Genomic DNA, 25,136 nt, shown 5'->3' with positions numbered 1-25,136 from the left:
TCATAATAACCTATTTTATATAAATTAACTTCTATTAACAATAGAAAATAAAAAGTTTTTCACATCATAATTAACAGATACTTTATTTTATTGTACAGTTTTTTGTATTACTATATAATTGATTATATTAGTGTAAAATTAACTATATTACTTATCCAACCATTTATAGAGAGGGTCATCTATTATGGAATTTGAATACTGTCAAAATCAGTATATATTTGCTTTAGATATCGGCACTCGATCTGTCATAGGTATTGTCGGAAAAATAGAAGACGACCGGTTGAAAATTGAAGCGGAAGAAATGTTAGAGCACAACAGCCGCACAATGTATGACGGACAAATTCATAATGTACCCAAAGTGGCTGAAGCGATAAGAAAAATAAAAAACAGCCTGGAAAGGAAAACCGGTCAAAAACTGCACCAGGTAGCTGTGGCAGCTGCCGGGCGATCTCTAATTACAAAAAACCATTATTATGAACAGATTATTGACAACAATATTGAAATAGATAGGAGTTTACTGCGCAGCTTTGAACAGGCAGCCCTGGATGAAATCTACCAGGAGCTATTAAAGGAAATTGAAAACAAAGCCGATTATCATTGCATAGGGCACAGCATCATAACTTATAAATTGGACGACTTCCCTATAACAAGCCTGATCGGTCACAGGGGTAAAAAAATCGGTGCCCAAATAATTGCTACCTTTTTGCCTAAAACAGTTATCAACGGACTTTACTCAGTATTATATCGCTGTAGTTTGGAGCCAATCAACCTGACGCTTGAACCGATCGCAGCTATTGAAGTAGCTATACCGGAAAGTCTCAGACTCTTAAATCTGGCACTGGTGGATATAGGAGCAGGTACTTCCGACATAGCTATTTCCAAAAACGGCTCAATTATTGCTTACGGCATGGTGCCTTTAGCCGGTGACAAAATAACTGAAGAAATTGTTCAAGCATACCTGGTAAACTTTAATACCGCAGAACAAATCAAAAGGCAGCTGAGCCACAAAACAGAAATAATATATACTGACATCTTAGGCCAGGAAAACACAGTTTTTAATAATGACTTAATGAAAACAATTAATCCGGCTTTAGATCTGCTGGTTGAAGAAATATGTGATAATATCCTGAAATTGAATGACGGTGTGGCTCCCAGATCTGTTTTTTGCATTGGCGGAGGCTGCCAAATACCCACTTTGAGAGAAAGAATGAGCAGGCGACTCAACCTTGATTATACACGCGTAATCATACGTGACAGGGCTGCTCTGGTTGACCTGGAGCGTGGCTCGCAAAATCTTATCAACGGTCCTGACGGGGTTACGGTCATAGGTATTGCAGCAGTTGCTTATAAAAATTTGCCACATGATTTTATATCGATAACAGTCAATGACCATTTATACAGAATTCCAAAAACTCAAAACACAAGTGTTGCCAGCACACTCTGTGCTATAAATTATGATATCAAAAACCTGTTGGGTAAAAACAATGCCAGCCTGCAATTCACACTAAACGGGCAAAAAACTGTGCTATACGAGGAGAAACAGCAATCAACGGATATCTTCATTAACGGTCTAAAAGCCAATTTGAACTCAATTATTCGGGATGGGGATGAAATTAGTATTGGAGAAACACAGCGGCCAATAATTCCACGTTCCTTTGTCAGAGATTACTTGCCTGAGACAGGCTCGGCAGTTGAAATTCTATTAAATGAGGAAGCTGCTTACCCCGACACCGAGATCAAAAACGGAGATATATTGAAAATAATTGCCCTATCAAAAGCTGAAAATGCCAATGTTGAAGCTGAGCCGATGAGAGCCCTGCCGAATAAAGCTATAGTATCTTCTATTCATATCGCTGACAATGCATCTGAGAGCGGAGAAAAACTAACTGTTAACGATACTCCTGACAAAAGTATTATTTCAGACTCCTCACATGAAATATTACCGGCGCAACAAATCACTGTTTTTGTTAACGGTGAAGCAGTGAAGTTATCCGGAAAATATGAACATATTATGCTGGACATCTTTGATGCTGTAAATTTTGATACAACCAGACCGCAAGGCAAACTGGTATTTAAATTAAACTCACAGGATGCCGCTTTTACTGAGCCAATTAATGACGGTGATAAAATCGAGTTAGGCTGGGAACCCAGGGATCTTAAAACAACTTAGTCTAAGCCGGTACATTCCCCGGTTATTTGAGAAAAATATGATTGTTTATTGATACGTTGAAGGAAAAGTGATAATATAAAAATATAGACAATAACTATAAAGGAGGTGCTGCAATGGGTTGCTCCTGCAATAATAACCAGACTATTACCATAAATGTTGAGGGAATGTCCTGCAACCACTGTAAGGCTGCCGTGGAAAATGCTCTAAAGCAAATTGGAGTAAACAAGGTGGAAGTTGATCTGGCAGCAAAAAAAGTTTCTGCCTCATATTCTTCTGATAAATTAACTTTGGATGACATTAAAAAATCAATTATTGATGCAGGCTATGAAGTGGTCGGATAAATTATATAAGTAGAAAACAATTAAACACAGAATCTATGTTTACCATAAATTCTGTGTTTTTTTATTGCCCCTACACATCCCGCCTGCTGAAAACAAGCACCGCTATTAAAAGAACTGACATGAAATAACATATTGAATATACAATCATCCAGTGGCTTGGCTCTGATTGGCTGCCAAAAGGACCCATTTGCGTTGAGATAAGCGGTGAATTGGCTGCCTGCGCAATCACACAGGTCAGCTTGCGATACATTGCATCAGTCGGTATAAGAAGGCTGGACACTATTCCTATATTAGTTAACGTCTCACTCCTGGCCATATTGCCTATCTGCTCGATTATACCACCAATTGTACCTACCGCATAAAGCGAAAACAAGGCCACCCCGTTGGACAATGTGGGCAAAAAAGTTGTCCCCATAACAGCCAGAGCCAACAATAGCAATGGCTGAAAGCAAAATAAAGCCAGGGCAACCAACAAAGCAGCATTAGGCAAATGGAAACCGGTAATAATATTAATAAGCAAGGTTACAGCAGCGAAAAACACTGCGGCTCCCACTGTTAACATGCCGGCATAACCGCCAAATTTACCCAACACAATATGGCTGCGAGAAATTGGCCTGGATAAAATAGCGTGCATGGTACCGTTTTCTACCTCAGTAGAAATTGTGCCTACCGAACTGAAAATTGCTAAAAAAGCTATAATAAAATTGCCGAAATATAGCCCTACCAGATACAATTGGGGCATCAAGACGTTTTTCAGCATGGTTGGTGCTGAATGATAATCTTTATTGACATGATATAAACCTGTTCCATACAGGGCAAAGAAGGCAACTGCCAGCAGCAAAGTGGTAAGTAATACTTTTTTACGCAGAACCTCACGAAAAGTAATAGCAGCTATCGTTATCAATGACCGTCCTCCTTATCAGAGATTAACTCTACAAACAGGTCTTCCAAGGAACTGCGTCTGGCAGCCAACCTGTATAGAAACCCACCGTTTTGCACCACTGCTCCGGCTAACCTGGGTATATCACTTTCCCTGTCCAGTGAAACACAAAACCGCTCACCGTCTCTTCTCAATCCGGTACCAATCAGGAGCAACTCACGTTCAATCTGCTCGTTCATGCCGGTAATAATCATTTCCACTTCCACACTTTTGGATAATAACTCGTTTACCGTCCCGCTCGCTGCTATCTGCCCTCTTTTAATTATCGCTACGTGATCACAAATCATTTCTACTTCACTCAACAAATGGCTGTTTAAAAAGACTGTTTTTCCACGATTACGCAAACTAACGACTATTTCACGCACCTCACGCCTGCCCAGCGGGTCGAGAGCAGAAGTGGGTTCATCCAAAAAAAGCAGGTCAGGGTCCGGTAAAAGGGCACAGGCCAATCCTATACGCTGCTGCATTCCTTTACTGTAGGTTCTTATCCTTTGTTTCTCCCGACCTGCTAAGCCAACTGTCTTTAACACCTCATCTATCCTGCTCGTCCTTTTTGTCTTTTCAACCTTATACAGGGCTGCATGAAAAGAGAGCAACTCATAACCGGTCAGCCATTCTTGATAACGAAAATTTTCCGGCAGAAAACCGATTTTTTTACGGGCCTGCAAATCCCCCAGAGGACGGTTCAATAATTGCGCCGCACCGGAAGTAGGTCTGAGCAGGCCGGTCAGCATTTTGACCAGTGTGCTTTTTCCGGCCCCGTTGGGGCCTAATAAACCGAATATTTGCCCCTCGTTAATCGAGAGGCAAATATTTTGGCAGCCAATTCTGTTTCCATATACTTTGGTCAGGTTATCAGTTTTTATAATCAAGTAAACACCTCATAAAACTTATTTCATAGAGGAAGCCATGCTCAAAGACTGATCCAGAGTCAGTTCGTTACCGGCAATCGCGTATATGACGCCGTCTTTTTGCCAAATCAGCGCACTGCTGTTATGACCTCGCTCATCCAGGCTCCGCTCATTTCTCTCATTAGCTTTATGACCGCTATGCCCAACAGCAGTGGTAAACACACCCTGCACACCGTTTACCATTACCTCCTGAGAGTTGCCATCAATATTCGGTATCAAAATCGTATGCTGCCAGTCATTAACCGAGGCTAACTGCTGTCTTAAACTATCCGGCAAAACAGGTACAGAAAGAAGCGTATCACGTATCTGCTCAACCGAAACACCTTCCGGCACTGACATTTCAGGGCTTCTGGCCTGAGCTACCAATAAACGGCTATCCTCGCTGCCAAACGTATACTGAGCCCCGATTATTACCGGCATGGTTAAAGTAAAAGTTTTCTGGTCCAGTTCTTCGGGCAAAAGTTTTTGGCTCCCCAAAGAGCTGAGCAGGCTATTGGCCTTAACTATATCTAAAGTAAAACTGGCTCTACCAGCCGAACTCTTTTGTAAAACCGGTCCTTTATAATCTCCCGCCAGCACAGGCAATTTGACAGGAAAATCTACCGCCTGCCCGGCTTGCTCCAGACTGACTTCTTCAGAGGTTTGCTGATTGCTCAGCTCAATTTTCCCAAAGTTATCTATATTTACTTGTCCGGTACCCTTTTCAATAGACTCCTGCAGTCTGGCTATTTCCTGTGGATCGATATTTATTGTCTGTACCTTATTGACTCGGAAAACCGTTAAGATTTCTCCGGCAAAACTGCGTACAGAACTGAAACTAAACGATGCCGCCAGCGCCATAACCACAACACCGGCTACAGCCACCAACCTGTATCTTTTCATAACTTTCCAAACCTCCCCAAATTTATGCTTGCTCTCTTTAGCCGGTAAATCACCGTAAAATCTGGCCCAAGCCGCATTGGTGGCCATAGAGGGATTTTCCAACCAGGAGGCATATGCCTCAAGCTTTGCTGCAACAAAAGCATCATTGCTCTTAAGCACCTCCAGCAACTGCCTGCATGCTTCACAGCCGGTCAGGCAAGCTTCTACCTCAGCTCTCTGTGCCGCGCTCAATTCCTGATCCAGGTAAGCCTGTAAAACACCTTCCTTGAGGCACATCAGTCATCACTTCCCTTCAGGCAGCAGTATTCTTGCTTGAATCTGGCCCGCGCCCTGGCCAGCACAGTTCCAACTGAAGAATATTTTATACCCGTTATCTCCGCAATCTCCTCATAACCGGCGCCGGAGAATCTGAGCAATAAGCAAGCTCTGTCCCTTTCCGAAAGGTTCTGCAGTGCCTGGTGCACCAGGGTTATCGCTTCTTTGCGCATAACCGCTTCTTCACAGGATAAAGCTTCAGTACACCCTTCAGACCAAATTTTATTGCGTTCCTCACGCCTGCCCCTGCTTTTTTCACTGCGCAAGTAATCAAAGGCTAAATTACGGGACACCCGGAACAGCCAGCCGGCCAGATTACCCTTATCCCTCGGCGGGGTGCGATAAAGTTTTAAAAATGTCTCCTGAGCTACGTCTTCCGCGGCAAAACGGTTGCCCAACAGATAAGTCAACTGCCTGCAGACAGTCGGATAATGGTCATCAAACATGGCTTTAAATTTGTTGACCGGCATATTATCCATAGTGACACCTGCCTTAGCCTCTTCTAATTATATAACTTGACCAAAGAGCATTTTGTGACATACAGTTGAAAAATTTTTTCAAACGAATACCTTTATGCTGTCCCAATTTATTTATATTCTTTATTCTAATTTGTTTTATAGCTATGATTGTATTCACCACCCGCTTTAATTTTATTATTAATTTATCTAATGTTTAATGTCAGGCAAATAATCTTGGCTATCTCAGCTACCTCACTTGCCAGGAGATCACTTCTCCAATATAATTAGAGAAAATTAACCCTGTATGCTTTAAGAACCAAACATCTCTCTTTACACTTTCTAACAGCACTGCTTAAACAACTACTTAACTACTAAAAAAATATCAAATCAACTATCTGTCAGGGTTGATGATTTAAACTGCTGCGCATATAAAAATCTAAAATAATCAACAATTATTTTCACTGGTTTATCTTAAGGAGGTATAATATGCTGACAATCCGAGCCGAGAGCATTGCAGACTATGCTGCAGTCTATGAAATGCACTCACTGGCTTTCGGCAGACCTAATGAGGCGAAGTTAGTCGAGGATATTCGTCACTCAGTAAACTTTAACCCTCAATTATCAATGGTTGCAGTACAAGATGAGCTGGTAGTAGGACATTTACTGTTTAGCCCTTTAGTTATTGAAACAAAAACTAAAGAAATACCCGCTTTGGTTCTATCACCTTTAGCTGTGCATCCAAAGTACCAGAAACAGGGTATAGGTTCAAAATTAGTCCGGCATGGCCTAATTTTATGCAAAAACGCGGGATATAAGGCGGTTATTGTTATAGGTTATCCTTCTTATTACCCGCGTTTTGGTTTTTTACCAGCCAGTACTAAGGGCATAAAAGCTCCCTTCCCTGTACCTGATAAGGCGTTTATGGTTCTTGAACTTGTTCCCGGCATACTTAACCAGACAAGTGGACTAATAAAATTCCCTGCTCCCTTCAACGTGGTATAAAAAAAAAGATGGCAAGCACTTTTCCGTCAAACAAATAACCTCTTGCACCGATTTTCTGGTTATGTCATAATACAAAAAACAGTAAGGAGTGATATTATGGCCAGGTATAAAACTATTTTTGCTTTAAATGAAGATAATGCCGTTAAGAAAAATATGGCTGTTAGAAATATTACTAACTTAATTAAGGACCTGGGATCTGAAAATGTGGAAATAGAATTAATCGCTTATGCCGGAGGAATAAATGATTTCTACTTGAAAGGAAGCGAGTATGAGGAAAAACTGGCAGAACTGCATAACAAAGGAGTTATTTTGGCTGTCTGTTCCAATACCCTAAAAGATAAAAACATCCCGGCAGAACAATTACTGCCGTTTGTCCAAATCGTATCCTCTGCTGTAGGCGAACTGACCAGAAAACAAACCGAGGGTTGGTCCTATATTAAAATTTAAATACGCTGCCGGAAAACCACCTGTATGGCGGCTTTCCGGCAACAGTCATCGTGAGTTTATTCGTTCCGGTAACTGTTATACAACTCCGGCCGCCTGGCTGCCAGGTAAAAACTATTTCTCATGGAACCGGATTTCTTTTGGCGTATAGTGTTTATTAGGGCGGCATCGAAATCAGCTACCAACAATCCCTCCCGATTATCAAAGGCTTCGGCAATAATATTTCCTTTTGGATCAAGCATTAAAGCACCTCCGCAAAATTGCTGCTTTCCCCCGCCGTTTCCCACAAGATTGCAGGCCACCAAAAAGGCTGAATTATCATAAGCCCTCGCGGTAAGATATTTTAACCATATGCCTTTCCTATCACCCACTATGCTGGGTGAGGCGTGAGGAGCAAATATTATTTCCGCTCCTTGCAGAGCCAATATCGTAGTCACTTCAGGAAAGTGCAAATCCCAGCAGATAGCTATGCCAAACATTGCTTTATCCGAATTAAAAACGGGAAGCACTTCCCCGGGAGTAAAATATGGCAGCTCACTTTTACCTAAATGCGTCTTACGGTACTTTTTTATTGTTCCATCCGGAAAAGCTGCCAGTTGTGTAATATAGGGCAAGCCCGCGGCTGATTTTTCGGCTATCCCGGCTAAAATAGTTATATTTTTCTTCCGGGCTAACTGACTGATTGCTTCAGAGGATTCACCCGGAATAGTTTCAGCCATAATACGGGCAGTCTCCCTGTTATAACCCTGTACACATAACTCGGGGAAGCATAATACATCTACTTTTCTGGCAGCGGCCTCTTCCGAGTACATAATTATTTTAGCTAAGTTTTCTTTGGTCTGCCCGGCTATGGCCTGCATCTGTACAGCCGCTACTCTAATATCCTTCATCTTATCTCCTCATTACATAAATATATTTCATTATTATAACCTAAAAAACAACCTTCAGCCTACAATTATTAATACATTTTAAAAAGGATTTTATAAACATTAGTCGAATCCTTATGCTGGACAAATGCAGCCCAAAACAGATCAAAACTTCACAAAAAACTTTTTGTTTTCTGAAGGATACCAAGGATTTATGCTGAATTCTATTATCAAGCTTTAAATTAAAAATATGAAAGAAGGAATGCAAGTGTCTCTTAGTAGAAAACTCAAAATTTTACTACTCTGCTTACTGGCAACTATGCTTACTGCCTGTTCTTCTTCACCACCGCCCAATACCCCTGAATTGGAAAAGACAGTCAGAGCATACCTGTCAGCCATTCAAAACAATGACTATAAGCAAGCTTACAACATGAGCGTAGTTAGTTTTCAATACCCATTTTTAACAGAAGCAAGGGATCAATACATCCAAAAGATTAAAGAAAAGAAAGAAGTTCAGCCAATAGACAATTACAAAATCAGTAAAATAGCTTTTTATGACAGTAACATTGCTTTTGTATCAATGCAGTTGACTTCAAGAGGTAAAGAATATAATGCTGTATTACCGTTAGGGAGAGTTAACCTGGGCAACAGAGAATTCTGGCTCATTTCGGACAAATATAAATATCCTATTTTGCAGGATACCTCGCCCAACAGCATTATTGCCACAGCTTCAAGTGAAAACTGGACAGCAACTATTGTCCAGGTCTTATCTGATCAGTCCGATATAACCGGATGGACTCAGAAATCACTGGTCAAGCTGTCTTATACAGGAATTAACCCTGTTACCAAATACGAGTGTGAAAAAAATATTGCCGGCTTTACCGGTGATAAAATCCAGGGCCAGCGCTCACAGTTGGAAGCACAGCTTCAGCCGCAGTTTATAGCTAATGATATAAGCTACGAAAAAACAGCTGTGGTTTCTTTAAAACAAGCGGAACAACAGCTGCGTAACGGCAAACTAAAAATAACCTGGCAAGAAGGCAATACAACAAAATCGGAAGAAATATTATTTAATGATTACAAGACTCTATTGCGTAATACCAGCCTGCCGGAAATATTTTAGAAGTTAAAGCATGTTTTTATAGCCCTTGTTGAATATCATTATTTAGGAAATACAATTTACAATGATATTGGATGGGTAAATAAATGATTAGAAGAGCAGAAATAACCATAATTTTTATAATCATAATCACGATTTTCAGCGCAACTCAGAGTAATGCACAAACTATACAATGGTTAGCTGCTAAATACCCTGAAATAATGATAAACAGAAGTTATTCACATGATAAGATTGTTGCCCTGACTTTTGATGACGGGCCGGATAATAAAATAACCCCACAGATTTTAAAAGTCTTAAAAGAAAAAAAAGTTAATGCTACCTTTTTCGTTATAGGCATTAACGCTGCCAAGTATCCGGACATATTAAAACAGATAAGCCAGGACGGGCATGTCATTGGTAATCATAGCTGGTTTCATGCCAGCAATTATAACAGGGATAGCTTAATTAATGAGATATTGGATACGGAAAAAATCATTACCAAGGCTACAGGGCAAAATATTCATCTTTTCAGACCACCCTTTGGCAATCTAGACGAGCAATCTTTAATTGCTCTACATGATTTAGGCTTTAAAATAATCGGCTGGAGCTCAGACTCTCAGGACTGGCGCGGCATATCCAGTGAAAAAGTTACTTCTAATATTTTTAAAGATGTTTCGCCGGGCGCCATTATACTGCAGCATAGTTATAATAATCCCAAGCTGATTAATACAATAAGCGCACTGCCGGAGATAATTGACCGGTTGCGGAGGGAAGGATATACTTTGGTTACTATACCGGAACTGCTTATAAACGCAGGACCGGTAGTAGTAAAAATCAACCAAAAAACCGTTAATTTTTCTGAAGCTAAATGTTCACCTAAAATAATAAATAACACCCTATACTGCCCTCTTAGGACCACCCTTGAAAAATTAGGAGTTCAAATTTACTGGAATGAAGAAAACAAAGCCATAACCATCATCAAAAACACTAATATAATTAAGATGAGTATCGGAAGCCAAGTTGCTTTCGTCAATAACCGGCAGGTTTTCTTAGAGAACCCTCCTCGAATAGATCCTGTTTCCGGGCAAGCTCTGGTACCTATTCGCTTTATTTGCAACAGTATGGATGCACTTATTGATTTCAATAAAAATGGTTCACATGTAGAAATCAATATCATATATGACACTCAAAACATAAATGGCATATTTTCCGGTCAACTTGCTTAAATAACTTTGCAGGAGCTTAATAGCTCCTGCTGTTTTTTTTGCATGAATTAGTTTATAACAGCAAATAATTAAATCATTATGAAATTAATGCTGAGGTGAATCAACTATGTTGCTAATTTTAATACGCACCCTGATTCTATACCTGGGTGTAGTGATAGTCATGCGTGTGATGGGTAAACAAGAAATAGGTCAACTACAACCCTATGAGCTGGTTATCGCCTTGATGATCGCAGATTTAGCCGCCATCCCCATGAGCAATACCGGTGTGCCCCTGGCCAACGGCCTGGTACCGATTTTCGGCCTGCTCATCGCTCAGGTTTTTATATCATATGCGGCACTAAAAAATATTAAATTTAGGACTATTGTTTGCGGGGCTCCAAGCATTTTAGTAAAAAACGGACAGCTCGTGGAAAGTGAACTAAGACGTATTCGCTACAACATACATGATTTGCTGGAACAGCTAAGGGTAAAGAACATTGCCAATATTGCTGACGTTGAATTTGCCATTTTGGAAACCGGCGGCAAGCTAAGTGTTATTCCCAAGTCTCAGAAACGTCCTTTAATCCCGGAAGATCTACAGATATCCACTAAATATGAGGGAATACCTACAACACTGATCATAGACGGACAAATAATGAGTAATAACCTGCGGATGATTAAGTTGGATGAGAACTGGCTGGAAAGAGAACTAGCCAAATTTGGCATTGACAGTCATCAAAAAGTTTTATTTGCCAGTCTGGATACCAACGGTAAGTTATTCTGGCAGTTAAAATCTGATTAAGGAGGAACAATCTGTGCGTATTATCATTGGACTATCAATAATTTTACTGGCACTAGCCGCTACCGGTATCAGAGTAAACCACCACTTGGCTGCGACAGCCGGAGAAATGGATGTAAAGTTTACACATATAGAACAGGCAATAAAACAAAATAATTGGAGTAAGGCCCGAGAACAAGTAGATTCAACAAAAAAAGAGTGGGAAAAAAATAAAACCTGGTGGGCTGTAGTGATTGACCACCAGGAAATTGACAAAATAGAAATAGCTCTTGCCAGAATTAAAAGTTATATTGAAGTAAAAAATACCGGTCTATCATTAGGAGAATTAGCTATGCTCAGGCAATCAGTAGAACATATCCCCATAAAAGAAGCTGTTAGCATCGAAAATATTTTATAATAAGGTTACCTCCATATCTATTAACCGCCTATTAATAGCATCCAAGAGCCTTATTACCCGATAAGTACATTACAATGGCCTTAGCCCGCTCGTCAACAACACTGTAGAAAACCTCCGTGCCATTTCTACGGCCTTCAATAATACCCCTGGCTTTTAGAATGGCCAGTTGCTGAGATACTGTTGATTGAGGTAAAGAAAGACAATCTTTCATAGTGTTAACATTGCAATGCTCTCTCTCTATTAAACCATTAACTATGCATAATCTGGTCGGGTGGGCCAGCGCTTTCAGCAATTCAGCTTGTTCAAGGTATTTCTCTGTATTTTCCATCTAAGAATTCACCTCTTAATCTTACAAATGCTGCCGGGAATTTTAGTCCGGTATACTTATACCCGAATAATATCTGTGTAAACACAACTTGAAGAAATTAATTATTATTTTTTATAAATATATCTCTCTAGATCTTTAACCCAATCACTCCAGGCTTCATCTGAATCCACCCGATCCTCTGCCGCTCTGGTAAAAGCATCTACCCTGGCGTCAAGAAGATCTAACTGGTGCAGCAAATAGGCCTCCAAAAATTTTGGTCTTTTAGGAGACTGCCATTCATACTCGCCGTGATGACTGGCAATCATATGTAATAATTTAAGACGCAAATTATCCGAAAAACCGGGTAGAGCTTCAATTGCCCGGTCAACCATCTGTATGCCTATAATAATATGACCAAGTAATCTACCCTGATCACTCATGTCTATCATGCGTTCATATTTATATTCATCAATTTTTCCCACATCATGCAATATGGCTCCGGTAAGCAGCAGATCACGGTTAATCTGAGTATAAACCCGGGCAATTTGTTGACAGGCCTGAGCCACGTTTAAAGAATGCTCCAGCAAACCGCCCAAATAAGCCTGGTGGTGTTTTTTAGCCGCCGGAGCCGTGCTGTACTTATTCAACCATTCAGAATCGGAAAAAAATAAATTCAATAAAGCGGCCAAATCAGGATTATTTATAGACATAATTATACTATCCATAGACTTAAGCATTTCTTTTTTGTCCTTAGGACTCACAGGTAAAAAAGCAGACCAGTCAACATCTTTACCTCTGTATATATTTATAGAGGATATGTTGAGCTGCAATTTTCCCTTAAATTCACCTGTATCGGCCGAAATTTTAACCAGATCACCGGGATTGAATTTATCGTACAATTCCTCTCCGTTTTCCCAAATGCGTGCCTCCACACTGCCTGTCCTATCGCCCAGGACCACCAGAAGGAATTTTCCCGCCTTTCCCCTAAAACCCTGCAATCTTTTGGACTGCAGCAAATATACTGAATCAACTGGCAAACCATGTCTTATATTCTCAATATACTGTATCTTCATAAATTACCTCCGGCATTTACTCTTTACATATTATACACTAAAAACAGAAATGATTTCATTCTATTAAAACATTATTATAAAAATCTTCTACACTTTGACTCACATGATGATTTTTAAATATCCGGTTCAAAAACTTTTATTAAAAGCATAATTCCCGCTTTTATTTTAACCCAGGCACTCTCCCCCTGCAACACATTGCTAATTCCCAACGGTTGATTAAAGGTAAAAACACTGTCATGCAAGTTCCACTTTAACCCGTAACTATTTACACCCTGCACAGTTTGTGTTAAGGGTAAAAGGGATAATAAATCCCCTGGTTTACCCTCAATAACCGCCGTGTGTTCCGGCATAATCAGTGATATCATATGACAATCACTGATTATGCAGCATTCAATTTCCTTTGCTGCCGGTATTACAAGCAACTGGATATTGGCCAAAGTGTGATCCAGGCGGTCACCCAGCACACCCATAAGAAGAATTTGCTCAGGTTTCAGCTTAATAGCCTCAATAATTGCCAGTTCTGTATCCACCTGATCCTTCTCAGGTGGATATCTTTTCACCTGACTGCCTGCTGAAAGAAATTTTTCTAATGTTGACTCTGCAATAGAATCAAAATCACCTATCAGCATCTGGGGAATTATCTTTAATGCTTCAGCGTGCCTGGCTCCTCCGTCAACACAAATAATATAATCAGAGTCCTTTAAATACTTTTTATGGTGATTATAGTTATTAATTTCACCATTAGCAAATATTACGCAGCGCATTACCTGTCCTCCTTGAACTTTTTTCAAATAAATTGAGTATTTTTTTTCCCTTTAGGCATTAATTGTAGTAAAATAAATAAGTCAAGCATCCAGGTATAAATCTAAAAGAGGTTGCAAAATTATATGAGTATAAGTGTCAACAAGCAATCTTATCTAAAAGGAGCATTAATTCTCACTACAGCAGGTATTTTAATCAGGTTCTTAGGAGCAGCATACAGAATTCCTCTGGGTCGCATGCTGGGTGATGAAGGATTGGGCATTTACGCAATACCCAATCAATTTTACTATCTTCTGTTCACCATTTCCACTGCCGGCATCCCCGTAGCAGTGGCCAGGCTGGTTTCTGAGAAAATTGCTTCCGGCCAGTACAGGGACGCTTATACAACCTTTAAGCTGGCGCGGGCCGCTATGCTGTCCATCGGTTTATCTTTCTCTTTTCTACTGTTCTTCGGCGCCGAGTGGCTGGTGGAAACAGGTATTGTGGCTACCCCGGACAGTTTTTACGGGCTCAGGGCTGTGGCACCTATAGTTTTTTTTGCCGCCACCACTTCCGCCTACCGCGGCCTTTTTCAGGGGATGCAGAACATGACAGTAGTTGCCGTCTCCCAGATAGCAGATCAGGTACTGCTGGCTATTGGCACGGTCACTCTAAGTTACCTTCTATTACCCAAGGGACTGGCTATAGCAGCAGCCGGAGCCAATTTAGGAGCCCTGCCGGGTGCCGTATTAGCTGCCATGATTATGCTTTACTACCACTGGAGGGAACGGCATAATTTCAAAGAGTGGCAAAATACAGTTACCACTAAGGCCAAGAACTCGAACTGGGATATCTTTAAAGAAATATTTGCCACGGCTCTGCCAATTTCCTTTGCCAGTGTTGCTCTGTCTATAACAGGAATCATAGACAATAAGCTGATTATTGACCGCCTGCAATTAATAGGCTATACACAACAGCAGGCCACGGCTTTTTATGGGCAGTTTAACCAGATGGCCATGTCCTTTATAAATATCACCATTGCCTTTGCCCTGTCAATGGGAACGAGCCTGGTTCCATCTATAGCTGAAGCCTATGCAATTAAAGATTATGAAAAAATCAGGCAGCAAGCTGCTCAGGGTGTAAGGCTGGCTACCATTTTTGCACTGCCGGCAGCAGCGGGACTGTTCGTGCTGGCCCCTCACCTGACCCTTTTTATATTTAACAATGAGCCGGCGGGCGTTCCCCTTGCTTATGTAGCTTTCAGCATCGTATTCTGGTCAATACACCTGGTAACTACCGGAGTGCTCCAAGGAATAGGCAAAATATCTATTCCGGTCAGAAATTTATTAGTTGGGATAATCTTTAAAATTGGTTTTACTTATTACCTCACCCCAAGTCCATTAGGAATCAGAGCAGCAGCAATATCCCAGGTAATAATGTTTGTTATATCATCAACTCTCAATATTGCTACTATTGCCAAGTATGTCGGCTTTAATTTTAAATTTAAAGCAACTATTGTTAAACCCGGTCTGGCCACTTTATTAATGGCAGCCTGCGTGTGGGAGTCTTATCATCTAGTAATTACATACACCCAAAGCAACGGAATGGCCACAATCACAGGTATTATTATCGGAGCAGCTATCTATGCTTTAACGGTAATACTAGGTGGTATTCTAACCGCCGAGGAACTGGGGAGAATACCTAAATTAGGCCACTTAGCGGCCAAAACGGCCAGGATTTTCAACAAAGCCTAAGAAAGAGAGCAGATACCGAATCGGAATCTGCTCTCTTTTTTCTACAAATCAAATTTGATATTTTAACCCTATCTAATTATATAACTATTAGTAAAACACTCATGTGCCAGATTAGGCTTATTCGGCAAATAATGAATAGCTTTTATAGTTCTAACAGTACCTGTTTTAGCTCTGGTCACGAGAGAGGTAGTTTCAGCCCGATCCCCGCCTAAAAAACGAACGCCTTTTAACAGTTCACCGTCAGTTACACCGGTAGCGGCAAATATAGCATCGTCACCCTTAACCAAATCATCCATATACAGTATTTTCACCGGATCGCTTAAACCCATTTTTAAACACCGGTTATATTCTTCTTCACTTTCAGGAAGTAAACGTCCCTGCATTTCTCCACCCAGAGATTTCAGCGCAGCCGCGGCAATAACCCCTTCCGGGGCACCACCGCTGCCAACACAAATATCTATACCGGTAAAATCAAAAGCAACGTTAATAGCTGCCGCCACGTCACCATCTCCAATTAATCTTACCCTGGCTCCGGCACAGCGTACCGCTTCGATTAATTTCTCATGGCGGGGGCGCTCCAAGATCATAACGGTACAGTCACTTATCCGTTTATTATTAGCTTTTGCCACTATTTCCAAGGTTCTCTCTATAGGATCATCAATATGAACCTTTCCGGCAGCCCTGGGTCCCACAGCCAGCTTCTGCATGTACATATCCGGTGCATGCAGAAGATTGCCATGATCAGCAATAGCAATTACGCTCATGGCATTCTGATGGCCTTTAGCCAGTATATTGGTACCTTCCAGAGGATCAACCGCTACATCTACCTTCGGGGAACATGCACAGCCAACTTTTTCTCCGATATAGAGCATAGGAGCCTCATCCATCTCTCCCTCTCCGATAACTACCGTACCGCACATGGCTACCGAGTCAAACATATCTCGCATAGCATTGGTAGCGGCTTCATCAGCCTCCATTTTTTTACCCCTTCCCATCCAGTGGGCTGAAGCCAGAGCGGCAGCTTCCGTCACCCTAACCAGTTCTAAAGTTAATTCACGTTCCAATTTTACCACACTCCTGATATTGTTAAGTTATACTATATCTTTGAAAGGAAGATTTATACTAACTTTATTATAACATGATATAGACTTTGGTAAGGTTTAAGTTAATAAAAAAGTTACTTATAAATAGCAAAAAAAAATCCCGGTATTTAAATATATACCGGGAAATCTAAAAAAAGACAGGATGGGTAAAATTTTTAGAAAAATTAGGTTTATAAATTATAAAACCCCAGCCGCTTGACTAGAGTAATGTATCAATAACATTGTTACCTACATTACCTTCTACACCGAAAGGCCAATTATGTATAAAATGACAGGCAGGTCTCCTGACTTATGGCTCATCATTTGTTTCCGCCTTCCCATAAGTTTTTATACCTACAGTGGCTTTTCGAAAACAAATTCACCATTTACAGTGGCGGGACCGTACAGGACTCACACCTGTTTCCCTATTATCCTTGTTAAAGGTACCTGACAGATAATCATTATTTAGTTTTTTATGTATAAATAGTTTATCACCATATAAAAAAGATGTCAATACAAAAAATTTATAATTTATTAATCACAACCACATCATTCCACTAATATCATATTTTAGGAGGTGTTTAATAATGGTTAAAGATAAATATGCACGGTTGACCGTAAGAATTGATCCGGAATTAAAAATTAAATTAGATAATTACCGAGAAAAGAGTGGAAAACAATTGACAGCCATAATCCGGGAAGCACTAACTAATTACTTAAGTGAAAAGGATGCTTAATAGGCATAATTTCCTAGAGTAAAAAGTAAAGGCCGGCACACACTTTTGTCAGTGGTGCCGACCTACTTAACAGAGCTTTGCATATCCATAACAATCACCCCCCAGTTTAGTTCCTGTCTTACCATTCCATGTCTTCTTCTTCAGTTTCAATCTCATCCAAGCTTTCCAAACCGACATCTCTCAAAATCCGTTCAATTAATTCCCTGGTCATCTAAATAACACCTCCATTCACTAATCATTAATTATTCAACTCTTACTTATATAATAGCAGATTTATGTTAAAAAGCAATTAGCTAACCTTATACGGACGTAAAATTAATGTTAATTGTATTATATAAAGTCGAAAATTTCACAAACCCTCTCATCTCAAGAAAGCCGCCTTAAGGCGACTTTCTTGCAGTCACAGGAACTCATGCTCATTGAAAATTATGCAGTACTAACCTTAACTTATCCATGGATTCATTTCAACTATAATTTCCCTAAAAAAAACCGGCAGATATGCGGTTCCTTCATATCATGCCGGTTTAGAATTTTTATTGGCCTTGTAACGGTTGTCTTTGTCCAATATTTTTTTGCGCAGTCTCAGGCTCAAAGGCGTAATTTCCAGCAACTCATTATCATCTAAATACTCAAGCGCTTCCTCTAAACTAAAGTGCCTGGGTTCTTCCAATCTTAATGCGTTTTCAGCTGTACTGGATCTCATATTGGTCAAATGCTTCTTTTTACATACATTCACTTCCAGATCCTGTTCACGGCTGTTCTCACCAACGATCATGCCCTCATATACTTTTGTGCCCGGTGTAATAAACAGTGTGCCTCTTTCTTGTGCCGAATAAAGACCATAGGTTGTAGCCTCTCCTGTTTCCAGCGCCACCAAAACTCCCTGATAGCGGCTTTGCATTTCCCCCTTAAAAGGCTCGTAACCGTTAAAGGTGTGATTCATCACCGCATGACCGCGGGTTTCTGTTAGTAGATGAGAACGAAAACCAATCAAACCCCGAGCCGGAACATTGAATTCCAAGCGAAGCTGTCCCCCGCTCTGGCTGATCATATTGATCATTTCACCTTTGCGTACACCCAGCATCTCCATTACCGGGCCCATCTTATCTTCTGGAATATCAATAACCAACAGTTCCATGGGTTCTAAAAGCTGTCCTGCTTCTCTTTTATAGATTACCTCGGGTTTGGATACCTGCAATTCATAAGCTTCACGCCGCATATTTTCTATTAATATAGACAGGTGAAGTTCGCCTCTGCCGCTCACTACAAAGACATCGGTGTCTGCCGTCTCTTCCACTCTCATACTCACATTTTTCTCGATTTCTTTAAACAGGCGGGCGCGAATTTCCCGTGAAGTCAGGTGTTTTCCCTCCTGACCCGCAAAAGGACTGTCATTAACTATAAAGTTCATTTTTATTGTAGGTTCGTCGACAGTAATTGGCGGCAATTGCTGCGGGTTATCCTTACAGGCCACTGTATCACCGATATTAACCTCCGCTAAACCGGCAAAGGTCACTATTTCACCGCAACCTGCTTCCAGAGCCTCTACCCTCTCCAGGCCCTCATAAACGTATAACCTGCCTATTTTAGCTGCCGTAATTTTACCATCATGATTTATCAAAGCTACCTGCTGTCCACTGTTCATTTTACCTCTGCTGATTCTGCCAACAGCCATGCGTCCCTGATAAGAGTCATAATCGGTGTTATTGACCAATAACTGCAGCGGAGACTCTGCTTCACCCTGCGGTGCCTTAACATGCTCCAATATAGCTCCAAACAAAGGCCTCAGGTCGGTGCCGGACTGTTCTGAATCAAGAGAGGCCGTACCTGCTCTGGCTGAGGTATAGATTACCGGATATTCAAGCTGTTCTTCGCTGGCGCCTAAATCAATAAACAGTCCTAAAATTTCATCTTCCACTTCATATATCCTGGCATCCGGGCGATCAATCTTATTTATTACTACTATTGGCATAAGTTTAAGTTCCAGTGCTTTGCGCAGGACAAACTTGGTCTGCGGCATTGGTCCTTCAAAAGCATCCACTAAAAGCAGCACACCGTCTACCATTTTCAAGACGCGCTCAACTTCCCCCCCGAAATCCGAGTGACCGGGAGTATCGACTATATTTATCTTGGTCTCATCATAACGAACAGAAGTATTTTTGGCCAGTATGGTTATTCCCCGTTCCTTTTCCAGATCGTTGGAATCCATGATCCGTTCAGCCACATGCTGGTTATCCCGAAAAATACCGGATTGCTTTAACATACTGTCAACCAGTGTGGTTTTCCCATGATCGACGTGAGCAATTATAGCAATATTTCTTAAGTTCTCCTGTTTAATCATTACTCAATTCCTCCTATACAAACATTAAATATTATAACAGGTTTCTATGTTTTATACAATTATAATTTACTTTCTTTTGCCTTAAGGAGAATCAGCAAACTTTGCTTAAATTTATTGTCATCTTCCGTGGTTCTTTTGTGCGGGCCTTTAGTTTTCCCGCCACCCCGCCTGAATCTGGCCTTAATCTCTCTTTCTTCTAAGAGAAACTCTATTGTAGATGTCTGGTATATCCGGCCATACGGCGAAAGAGCGGCAGCACCTTTACCCAGCACCATAGCGGCTAATCCCCAGTCCTGAGTTACCACTATATCATCTTTGACAGTCATATTCATCAGATAAATATCCGCTTCCTGCGAAGCGTTGCCCACCACTACATGCCTGTGCGAATCTATGCAATGATTAAAACTTGCTACCGTCCATAGCGGTATAGAGAATTCATCTGCTGCCTGCCGGCATATATGAAGAACCTTTCTAGGCACAGCGTCTGCATCCACAATTATTTTTCTGCTCATATCGTTCCTCCGGTTATCTTGTTTAATTTTATCTGATTATACATACTATACTATATTATTTGAGACAGTGATAAGCAAGAAAGTCGTTTTAAGCAACTTTCTTGCAGCCATAGGCACTCGTGCCCGTTGAGAATTATGCAATATTGACCTCAACTTATCCTCAGATCCATCATAAGCATAATTTTTTACGAAAATCTTTTAATTCTATTCTGTGATTTGAGGCTCATGAGAGTTTCCTAAAGTATTAAAAAACAAGGCATAACCCCGCTTATTCGTGATAGTATTTTTTTATAATTTCAGCAATTGCATTCAGTGATGTTTTAACATCAAAATAAGCACTGTGTCCCTTAACCGGGTTATATCTGTTTACTGTTACTTTAACCTGCTCATCTAATCCCTCCACATAACGAGGCACTATTTGTGGATAGGCAATATCCAAAATGCCGGCCACATTTGTGAAGTGATTTAAGGTAGGTTTTACATGCAAATCAGCTCTTAATTTCATACCATGCCGCAACCAGAACAGTGGGCAACCCACCATTATAAAGTTTTTCACTTTACCGGTTAATTCCCGTCTCTGCTGCAGAGAACAAAAGCTTATTAAAGATCCCAAACTGTAGCCGATCAGGTGCACCTTATCCTCAACTGAGGCCAATTTATCATATAAACGCTTATTAATGCATTCATATACTTGATCATCGTGAAAATAATGGTACATTTGGCCAAAAAGCTTACTGCCATTATCCAATACATCCTCTATCTGACCACGCTGGTGAAAGGGTGTTTGCCTGTACATATCTTCCCGAGCATTATTTTTTACCTGCAAAATGAATCTTTCTTTCTGCAATTTATGGGATATATCAATCAAATTAACTGCAGCATATATATCGGCATAATAAACCCCGTCAAAGCTGCTCTCTGCAACATTAAGCTCAATGCACTTCAAGCTTTCAGCTAATGCAGCAGACCAGGGCTTCCAGTAATCTTCCCCGGTGTCCAAACCAATACCGTGAACAAAAATTATGCGGGTAATAGTAAACACCTGCCTAATTTGTTTTCTACAAATTATGCAGTTAAATTTAAAAGTGATATTCTGCAGAACTGACATTGATCATGCAATATAAATTTGTACTTCATCATATAATGGCTTATCCACAAATCTATTGTAAGCATAATTTTCCAGAGCAGAATAAAGCTTGCCAAGCATCTTTAAATTTGCTATACTAATATTATCGTTTAAGTGCCTGTAGCTCAATTGGATAGAGCGTTAGACTACGGATCTAAAGGTTAGGGGTTCGACTCCCTTCAGGCACGCCAAGTAGACAAACCTATTTTTTAACCTTAGTTAAAAGTGGGTTTGTCTTTTTTTATGCCTAAAATGGTCAATTTGCATAAGTTTAACCCTTAAAATTTTAAAAATTATAAAATTAATCCTTGAAAATAAAATTTATAACATGAATCGCAGTAGGTTTTGGCCTACTAAGAAAAATACAGCAGTTACTAAACCCACAAATAATAACGTTTACAAGGACTAAGGAAGAAAATAGAGCAGAAGCTATTGGATGCCGGAGCAGCTAAATGTAAATGACATACCCAGATTTCACCGTTCATCAGTCGGTAAAATTATGATTGGGAAACACGTTCAAGCATTGGATTGCCAATACCGGTGCGATAGGGATTACATCAAAGCAAGAAAAAACGGCGGTACTTTTGCTCATCCAGATATCTCCTGTGAGTTCAACATTTGGATTAATCCGGCCTTCGGGCTGGATGTTGTTAAAAAGTTCCTAGCTTACGATAATAGTGATTAAAGAATTCGATTTCCTTGTATTATGGGAATCTATAGACCTGTAATTAAGAGTTAAGTACAAGTAAAATAAATATATTTATGAAGAAAAACAAGAGCATCTTTTCTTGGAATGCCTACAGTGAATTGGATACAGTCATTTTCGGATACTCTGATTTCTGTAGACATTTTATGTGACGATGGTTCTTGCGGCGTATTCAGCACAACTTGGAAAATATCGGGTTTAGTGATATAATTGCGATAATAAGTCTTTATGAGGTTGCTTCATATGGAATCTGTTTTGATCAGGAATGGAATCAATATTCAATTTGGGGGCAAGGCATATTCCAATGACTTTATCATAAAGCGGATCATTTTCAACGCAAGAGCAAACAAATATGATCCGTTGTTTAACGACCTGATTTCAAGCAAAGGCACAAGGGCATCTTCAGAGCCTTCATTGATATTGCAAACAAAGCTCGAAACGGTGATTATGATGGAACCGGTAATTCCGATGACCAGGAAGCCATTGAGGATTTCAAGAACAGATATAGCTGCATGAAGGAGTTTTACCTTCATCCCTATTTATGCTGTACATAATGAATTATAAGGATTAGCGCAAATGGAAATCAAGAACTTTAGTAAGGATAAAATGGGTTCTTTTTTGACCAAACTTCCCACATTTTTGTCGAAAGAAGTCGATTACTGTTTTGGTTTTCTAAAAATACCTTAAGAGAGAAAATCTCGATATATTCTTTAAAATCGTTGTATAATAAATTAGTATGTGGTAATATAATAATATAAGGAGATTTTTTCTCTCAAATTTAAAACGAGGTGGTTTGAATGTTAATCAGATTTTCAGTAGAAAATTTTTTATCCTATAATAGAAAACAAATTTTTTCCATGATTGCTGGGCGAACTCAAAATCATCTTGACCATATATATAAAATTGAGGATATCAATTTGCTTAAATTAAGCGCTATTTATGGCGCAAATGCGTCTGGAAAAAGCAAGATATTTGAAGCGATGAGATTTGCTTCTCATGTAGCAAAATCAAATCTTCCACTAGATGCAGGAGATATGTTTTGCAAGCTTTCAGAAAAAAACAGAACCCAGCCATCAATATTTGAATTTGAATTCTATACCAATGGTTCATTTTATGCTTATGGGTTTTCGGCGATTTTATCTCAACAGACTGTGACTGCTGAATGGCTTTATCGATTATATCCCAGTAAAGATAAACAGGAGCATATTTATGAAAGAGAAATAGACAATCTTCAGGGTTCATATCGTTTGAATGTTAATAAAAGCTATCTTCATCTTTCAAACGAAGAAAGCCGGTTCTTAGATATTTCAAATGACTTTATGGATGATAAACGGATATTACTTCTTAACACAATTAATAAAAGCAAGAAAGCAACAAATAGCAAAAACTTACTATGCTTTGTTGATGTCTATAAGTACTTTGCTACAAATCTTGAATTTATAATGCCCGACACAGTAATTCAAAGTTTTGAGTGCTATGAAAATAGCGAAGATAATTTTCAATCATTTGTTGATGCTGTAAGTAGTTTTGATACAGGAATTGTTGATATTAAGAATGAGCATCTTGATATTACTGAATTGGAAACAAGGCTGCCAAGCGGAGTACATAAAGCAATAACCAAAACACTTGATGAAAATCTGAATAATTCAATAATTAAGGGATTTGCAATTATCCACTCGGGGCCTACTGGTTGGTATAGAATTGAGCAAAAAGGTAAGAATGAACCACTAAAAGTGACTACTATAGTACTTCATCATAAAAATAGCGTGTATGATTTTGCTTTTTCAGAGGAATCGGATGGAACCAAAAAAATATTTGACTTATTGCGAATTGTAATGCAAAACAAAGAAGGTGGAGTATATATTGTAGATGAGCTTGAACGGAGTCTGCATCCAAAGGTAACACAACGATTAATTGAGTTATTTGTGGAACTTACTAAGGGGAAAAGCACTCAACTCATTTTTACAACGCATGAATCTTCAATAATGTCACAGGATGTCCTTAGACGTGATGAGATTTGGTTTGTTGAAAAAAACGAAGAAAATGCTTCAGTCATTTATTCGCTTGATAAATTTAGTGAAAGATATGACCGCAAAATTGACAAAGCATATTTAGATGGAAGATATGGTGCGTTGCCCATCTTTACGCAGCTAGAATGCAAAGGCGGTGATAAGTAATGCCGCTTCGAGAATATCGTCCCCTTACCAGGGAGACTGATATTGGACAGTTAGGTGAATTTAGAATTGCATATTATGTCGTTTGTGAGGGTCAGAATACCGAATGGGTATACTTTACATGGCTATGCAATTATAAAAGAGAACTTGGCATACACAATGCAATTAAAATTGTTCCGCTTGAGAAAACAGGAATGCATCAAGGTTGGAGCAACCCCAAAAAACTTTTTGAACTTGCGGAGCAAAAGCGAGCAGAACTTAAAGCTGATGCAAACTCGACTTATTCAGAAGGCGACAAGTTTGTAGTCGTGTTTGATTTAGATATTTACAATGGCCCAGCAGGGGCCGGTTTTACTGAGTTACTATTAGCCGTAAAAGAAGATGAGATAATAGTTGTAACAAACCCATGTTTTGACATATGGTTGCTATTGCATACGCCTGACGCTTATGCACAACATATCCAAGGTGATGAACAACAGATATTATATAATAGTAAAGTTAGCAACAAGCATACTTATACCAGTAAGAAAGCATCAGAAATTTTAGGGTTTAATACAAAAGGCAACTTCCGTTGCGAATCTCTATTGAAGAATGTAGATAATGCAATAAAAGAAGAACGGCAAATTTGCGAGGACGAAAAAACAATGTTGGACAGAATAGGATGCAATATGGGATTATTCATAACAGAGCTACGAAAAAAGCAATTCGAATAATTGCGAATTGCCATTGCATTTTACTGAATATTCAAAAACAA

Annotated in this window: 26 protein-coding genes, 1 tRNA gene and 1 riboswitch; of the genes, 15 read left to right on the top strand and 12 right to left on the bottom strand. The window is 39.8% G+C overall.

What is annotated here, in order from left to right; translation table 11 throughout:
* The first annotated feature begins 184 nt into the window (after positions 1 to 184).
* On the top strand, positions 185 to 2,170 hold the full coding sequence (locus DTOX_RS08860) for a cell division protein FtsA (RefSeq protein WP_015757374.1): 1,986 nt from the start codon (positions 185 to 187) through the stop codon (positions 2,168 to 2,170).
* A gap of 113 nt (positions 2,171 to 2,283) precedes the next feature.
* A complete protein-coding gene (locus DTOX_RS08855; RefSeq protein WP_015757373.1) occupies positions 2,284 to 2,511 on the top strand; it encodes a copper ion binding protein in 228 nt (75 codons plus the stop codon).
* 70 nt (positions 2,512 to 2,581) lie between these two features.
* Here DTOX_RS08855 and DTOX_RS08850 read toward each other — a convergent pair whose 3' ends face one another.
* Genes DTOX_RS08850 through DTOX_RS08835 form a run of 4 tightly spaced genes read right to left on the bottom strand, consistent with a single transcriptional unit; the run spans position 2,582 to position 6,038 of the window.
* Positions 2,582 to 3,415, bottom strand: a complete 834-nt coding sequence (locus DTOX_RS08850) for an ABC transporter permease subunit (RefSeq protein WP_015757372.1) — start codon at positions 3,413 to 3,415, stop codon at positions 2,582 to 2,584.
* Positions 3,412 to 4,323 carry an ABC transporter ATP-binding protein gene (locus tag DTOX_RS08845; RefSeq protein WP_015757371.1) on the bottom strand — a complete coding sequence of 304 codons (912 nt, stop codon included), beginning with the start codon at positions 4,321 to 4,323 and terminating at the stop codon, positions 3,412 to 3,414. The genes DTOX_RS08850 and DTOX_RS08845 overlap by 4 nt, the downstream gene beginning before the upstream one ends.
* Positions 4,324 to 4,341: 18 nt before the next feature.
* Entirely contained in the window at positions 4,342 to 5,520 is a 1,179-nt protein-coding gene (locus tag DTOX_RS08840) for an anti-sigma factor family protein (RefSeq protein WP_015757370.1), read from the bottom strand.
* On the bottom strand, positions 5,520 to 6,038 hold the full coding sequence (locus DTOX_RS08835; RefSeq protein ID WP_015757369.1) for an RNA polymerase sigma factor SigX: 519 nt from the start codon (positions 6,036 to 6,038) through the stop codon (positions 5,520 to 5,522). Before DTOX_RS08835 ends, DTOX_RS08840 begins: the two co-directional genes overlap by 1 nt.
* 465 nt (positions 6,039 to 6,503) lie before the next feature.
* Here DTOX_RS08835 and DTOX_RS08830 point away from each other — a divergent pair, with 465 nt between their 5' ends.
* Positions 6,504 to 7,019: a GNAT family N-acetyltransferase gene (locus DTOX_RS08830; RefSeq protein WP_015757368.1), complete on the top strand. Its 516-nt coding sequence runs from the start codon at positions 6,504 to 6,506 to the stop codon at positions 7,017 to 7,019.
* Positions 7,020 to 7,115: 96 nt separating this feature from the next.
* Positions 7,116 to 7,466, top strand: a complete 351-nt coding sequence (locus tag DTOX_RS08825; protein ID WP_015757367.1) for a DsrE family protein — start codon at positions 7,116 to 7,118, stop codon at positions 7,464 to 7,466.
* Positions 7,467 to 7,522: 56 nt separating this feature from the next.
* Here the strand turns inward: DTOX_RS08825 and DTOX_RS08820 are convergent, their stop codons facing one another.
* Positions 7,523 to 8,353, bottom strand: coding sequence for a nitrilase-related carbon-nitrogen hydrolase (locus DTOX_RS08820; protein WP_015757366.1), 831 nt, complete (start codon positions 8,351 to 8,353; stop codon positions 7,523 to 7,525).
* A 244-nt stretch (positions 8,354 to 8,597) separates the two neighbouring features.
* Here DTOX_RS08820 and DTOX_RS08815 point away from each other — a divergent pair, with 244 nt between their 5' ends.
* From DTOX_RS08815 to DTOX_RS08800, 4 genes are all read left to right on the top strand, one after another.
* Positions 8,598 to 9,452 carry a hypothetical protein gene (locus DTOX_RS08815; protein WP_015757365.1) on the top strand — a complete coding sequence of 285 codons (855 nt, stop codon included), beginning with the start codon at positions 8,598 to 8,600 and terminating at the stop codon, positions 9,450 to 9,452.
* Between the two features lie 83 nt (positions 9,453 to 9,535).
* On the top strand, positions 9,536 to 10,654 hold the full coding sequence (locus tag DTOX_RS21415; protein WP_015757364.1) for a polysaccharide deacetylase family protein: 1,119 nt from the start codon (positions 9,536 to 9,538) through the stop codon (positions 10,652 to 10,654).
* 106 nt (positions 10,655 to 10,760) lie between these two features.
* Positions 10,761 to 11,435, top strand: coding sequence for a YetF domain-containing protein (locus tag DTOX_RS08805; protein WP_015757363.1), 675 nt, complete (start codon positions 10,761 to 10,763; stop codon positions 11,433 to 11,435).
* A 13-nt stretch (positions 11,436 to 11,448) separates the two neighbouring features.
* On the top strand, positions 11,449 to 11,829 hold the full coding sequence (locus DTOX_RS08800) for a DUF4363 family protein (protein ID WP_015757362.1): 381 nt from the start codon (positions 11,449 to 11,451) through the stop codon (positions 11,827 to 11,829).
* A gap of 31 nt (positions 11,830 to 11,860) precedes the next feature.
* On the opposite strand, the gene DTOX_RS08795 is transcribed toward DTOX_RS08800, so the two are convergent.
* The 3 genes from DTOX_RS08795 to DTOX_RS08785 form a co-directional block, all read right to left on the bottom strand.
* The gene (locus DTOX_RS08795) at positions 11,861 to 12,157 is read right to left on the bottom strand and encodes an ArsR/SmtB family transcription factor (protein WP_015757361.1); all 297 of its coding nucleotides are present in this window, start codon (positions 12,155 to 12,157) and stop codon (positions 11,861 to 11,863) included.
* Positions 12,158 to 12,261: 104 nt separating this feature from the next.
* Entirely contained in the window at positions 12,262 to 13,209 is a 948-nt protein-coding gene (locus DTOX_RS08790) for a 3'-5' exoribonuclease YhaM family protein (protein WP_015757360.1), read from the bottom strand.
* Between the two features lie 113 nt (positions 13,210 to 13,322).
* Positions 13,323 to 13,973, bottom strand: a complete 651-nt coding sequence (locus tag DTOX_RS08785) for a thiamine diphosphokinase (protein ID WP_015757359.1) — start codon at positions 13,971 to 13,973, stop codon at positions 13,323 to 13,325.
* A gap of 123 nt (positions 13,974 to 14,096) precedes the next feature.
* On the opposite strand from DTOX_RS08785, the gene DTOX_RS08780 reads away from it, so the two are divergent.
* On the top strand, positions 14,097 to 15,704 hold the full coding sequence (locus DTOX_RS08780; RefSeq protein WP_015757358.1) for a putative polysaccharide biosynthesis protein: 1,608 nt from the start codon (positions 14,097 to 14,099) through the stop codon (positions 15,702 to 15,704).
* Positions 15,705 to 15,772: 68 nt separating this feature from the next.
* On the opposite strand, the gene glpX is transcribed toward DTOX_RS08780, so the two are convergent.
* On the bottom strand, positions 15,773 to 16,768 hold the full coding sequence (gene glpX, locus DTOX_RS08775; protein ID WP_015757357.1) for a class II fructose-bisphosphatase: 996 nt from the start codon (positions 16,766 to 16,768) through the stop codon (positions 15,773 to 15,775).
* Between the two features lie 296 nt (positions 16,769 to 17,064).
* Positions 17,065 to 17,252, bottom strand: a riboswitch (cobalamin riboswitch).
* Between the two features lie 121 nt (positions 17,253 to 17,373).
* On the opposite strand from glpX, the gene DTOX_RS22105 reads away from it, so the two are divergent.
* Complete coding sequence (locus DTOX_RS22105; RefSeq protein WP_015757356.1) at positions 17,374 to 17,523, top strand: ribbon-helix-helix protein, CopG family; 150 nt, start codon at positions 17,374 to 17,376, stop codon at positions 17,521 to 17,523.
* A gap of 514 nt (positions 17,524 to 18,037) precedes the next feature.
* Here DTOX_RS22105 and typA read toward each other — a convergent pair.
* From typA to DTOX_RS08760, 3 genes are all read right to left on the bottom strand, one after another.
* On the bottom strand, positions 18,038 to 19,864 hold the full coding sequence (typA, locus tag DTOX_RS08770) for a translational GTPase TypA (protein WP_015757354.1): 1,827 nt from the start codon (positions 19,862 to 19,864) through the stop codon (positions 18,038 to 18,040).
* A 59-nt stretch (positions 19,865 to 19,923) separates the two neighbouring features.
* Positions 19,924 to 20,376 (bottom strand): YaiI/YqxD family protein, encoded by a 453-nt coding sequence (locus DTOX_RS08765; protein ID WP_015757353.1) that lies wholly within the window; start codon positions 20,374 to 20,376, stop codon positions 19,924 to 19,926.
* 268 nt (positions 20,377 to 20,644) lie between these two features.
* Entirely contained in the window at positions 20,645 to 21,418 is a 774-nt protein-coding gene (locus DTOX_RS08760) for a lipase family protein (protein WP_157862887.1), read from the bottom strand.
* A 198-nt stretch (positions 21,419 to 21,616) separates the two neighbouring features.
* On the opposite strand from DTOX_RS08760, the gene DTOX_RS08755 reads away from it, so the two are divergent.
* The 5 genes from DTOX_RS08755 (at position 21,617) to DTOX_RS08735 (ending at position 25,095) form a co-directional block, all read left to right on the top strand.
* A tRNA-Arg gene (locus tag DTOX_RS08755) sits at positions 21,617 to 21,693 on the top strand.
* 245 nt (positions 21,694 to 21,938) lie between these two features.
* Positions 21,939 to 22,187 (top strand): KilA-N domain-containing protein, encoded by a 249-nt coding sequence (locus DTOX_RS08750; protein WP_015757351.1) that lies wholly within the window; start codon positions 21,939 to 21,941, stop codon positions 22,185 to 22,187.
* A gap of 264 nt (positions 22,188 to 22,451) precedes the next feature.
* On the top strand, positions 22,452 to 22,724 hold the full coding sequence (locus DTOX_RS08745) for a hypothetical protein (protein WP_015757350.1): 273 nt from the start codon (positions 22,452 to 22,454) through the stop codon (positions 22,722 to 22,724).
* 281 nt (positions 22,725 to 23,005) lie between these two features.
* Entirely contained in the window at positions 23,006 to 24,385 is a 1,380-nt protein-coding gene (locus tag DTOX_RS08740; protein WP_015757348.1) for an AAA family ATPase, read from the top strand.
* Positions 24,385 to 25,095, top strand: a complete 711-nt coding sequence (locus tag DTOX_RS08735; protein WP_015757347.1) for an RloB family protein — start codon at positions 24,385 to 24,387, stop codon at positions 25,093 to 25,095. Before DTOX_RS08740 ends, DTOX_RS08735 begins: the two co-directional genes overlap by 1 nt.
* Positions 25,096 to 25,136 lie beyond the last annotated feature (41 nt).

It is taken from the genome of Desulfofarcimen acetoxidans DSM 771, assembly GCF_000024205.1.
Lineage (GTDB): Bacteria > Bacillota > Desulfotomaculia > Desulfotomaculales > Desulfofarciminaceae > Desulfofarcimen > Desulfofarcimen acetoxidans.
This window is presented reverse-complemented; position numbering and strand designations above follow the sequence as displayed.

Coding starts and splice junctions, on each gene's coding strand:
- DTOX_RS08860 (WP_015757374.1), top strand. CDS start 185: ATGGAATTTGAATACTGTCAAAATCAGTATATATTTGCTTTAGATATC.
- DTOX_RS08855 (WP_015757373.1), top strand. CDS start 2,284: ATGGGTTGCTCCTGCAATAATAACCAGACTATTACCATAAATGTTGAG.
- DTOX_RS08840 (WP_015757370.1), bottom strand. CDS start 5,520: ATGTGCCTCAAGGAAGGTGTTTTACAGGCTTACCTGGATCAGGAATTG.
- DTOX_RS08835 (WP_015757369.1), bottom strand. CDS start 6,038: ATGGATAATATGCCGGTCAACAAATTTAAAGCCATGTTTGATGACCAT.
- DTOX_RS08830 (WP_015757368.1), top strand. CDS start 6,504: ATGCTGACAATCCGAGCCGAGAGCATTGCAGACTATGCTGCAGTCTAT.
- DTOX_RS08825 (WP_015757367.1), top strand. CDS start 7,116: ATGGCCAGGTATAAAACTATTTTTGCTTTAAATGAAGATAATGCCGTT.
- DTOX_RS08820 (WP_015757366.1), bottom strand. CDS start 8,353: ATGAAGGATATTAGAGTAGCGGCTGTACAGATGCAGGCCATAGCCGGG.
- DTOX_RS21415 (WP_015757364.1), top strand. CDS start 9,536: ATGATTAGAAGAGCAGAAATAACCATAATTTTTATAATCATAATCACG.
- DTOX_RS08805 (WP_015757363.1), top strand. CDS start 10,761: ATGTTGCTAATTTTAATACGCACCCTGATTCTATACCTGGGTGTAGTG.
- DTOX_RS08795 (WP_015757361.1), bottom strand. CDS start 12,157: ATGGAAAATACAGAGAAATACCTTGAACAAGCTGAATTGCTGAAAGCG.
- DTOX_RS08790 (WP_015757360.1), bottom strand. CDS start 13,209: ATGAAGATACAGTATATTGAGAATATAAGACATGGTTTGCCAGTTGAT.
- DTOX_RS08785 (WP_015757359.1), bottom strand. CDS start 13,973: ATGCGCTGCGTAATATTTGCTAATGGTGAAATTAATAACTATAATCAC.
- DTOX_RS08780 (WP_015757358.1), top strand. CDS start 14,097: ATGAGTATAAGTGTCAACAAGCAATCTTATCTAAAAGGAGCATTAATT.
- DTOX_RS22105 (WP_015757356.1), top strand. CDS start 17,374: ATGGTTAAAGATAAATATGCACGGTTGACCGTAAGAATTGATCCGGAA.
- typA (WP_015757354.1), bottom strand. CDS start 19,864: ATGATTAAACAGGAGAACTTAAGAAATATTGCTATAATTGCTCACGTC.
- DTOX_RS08765 (WP_015757353.1), bottom strand. CDS start 20,376: ATGAGCAGAAAAATAATTGTGGATGCAGACGCTGTGCCTAGAAAGGTT.
- DTOX_RS08750 (WP_015757351.1), top strand. CDS start 21,939: ATGCCGGAGCAGCTAAATGTAAATGACATACCCAGATTTCACCGTTCA.
- DTOX_RS08745 (WP_015757350.1), top strand. CDS start 22,452: ATGGAATCTGTTTTGATCAGGAATGGAATCAATATTCAATTTGGGGGC.
- DTOX_RS08740 (WP_015757348.1), top strand. CDS start 23,006: ATGTTAATCAGATTTTCAGTAGAAAATTTTTTATCCTATAATAGAAAA.
- DTOX_RS08735 (WP_015757347.1), top strand. CDS start 24,385: ATGCCGCTTCGAGAATATCGTCCCCTTACCAGGGAGACTGATATTGGA.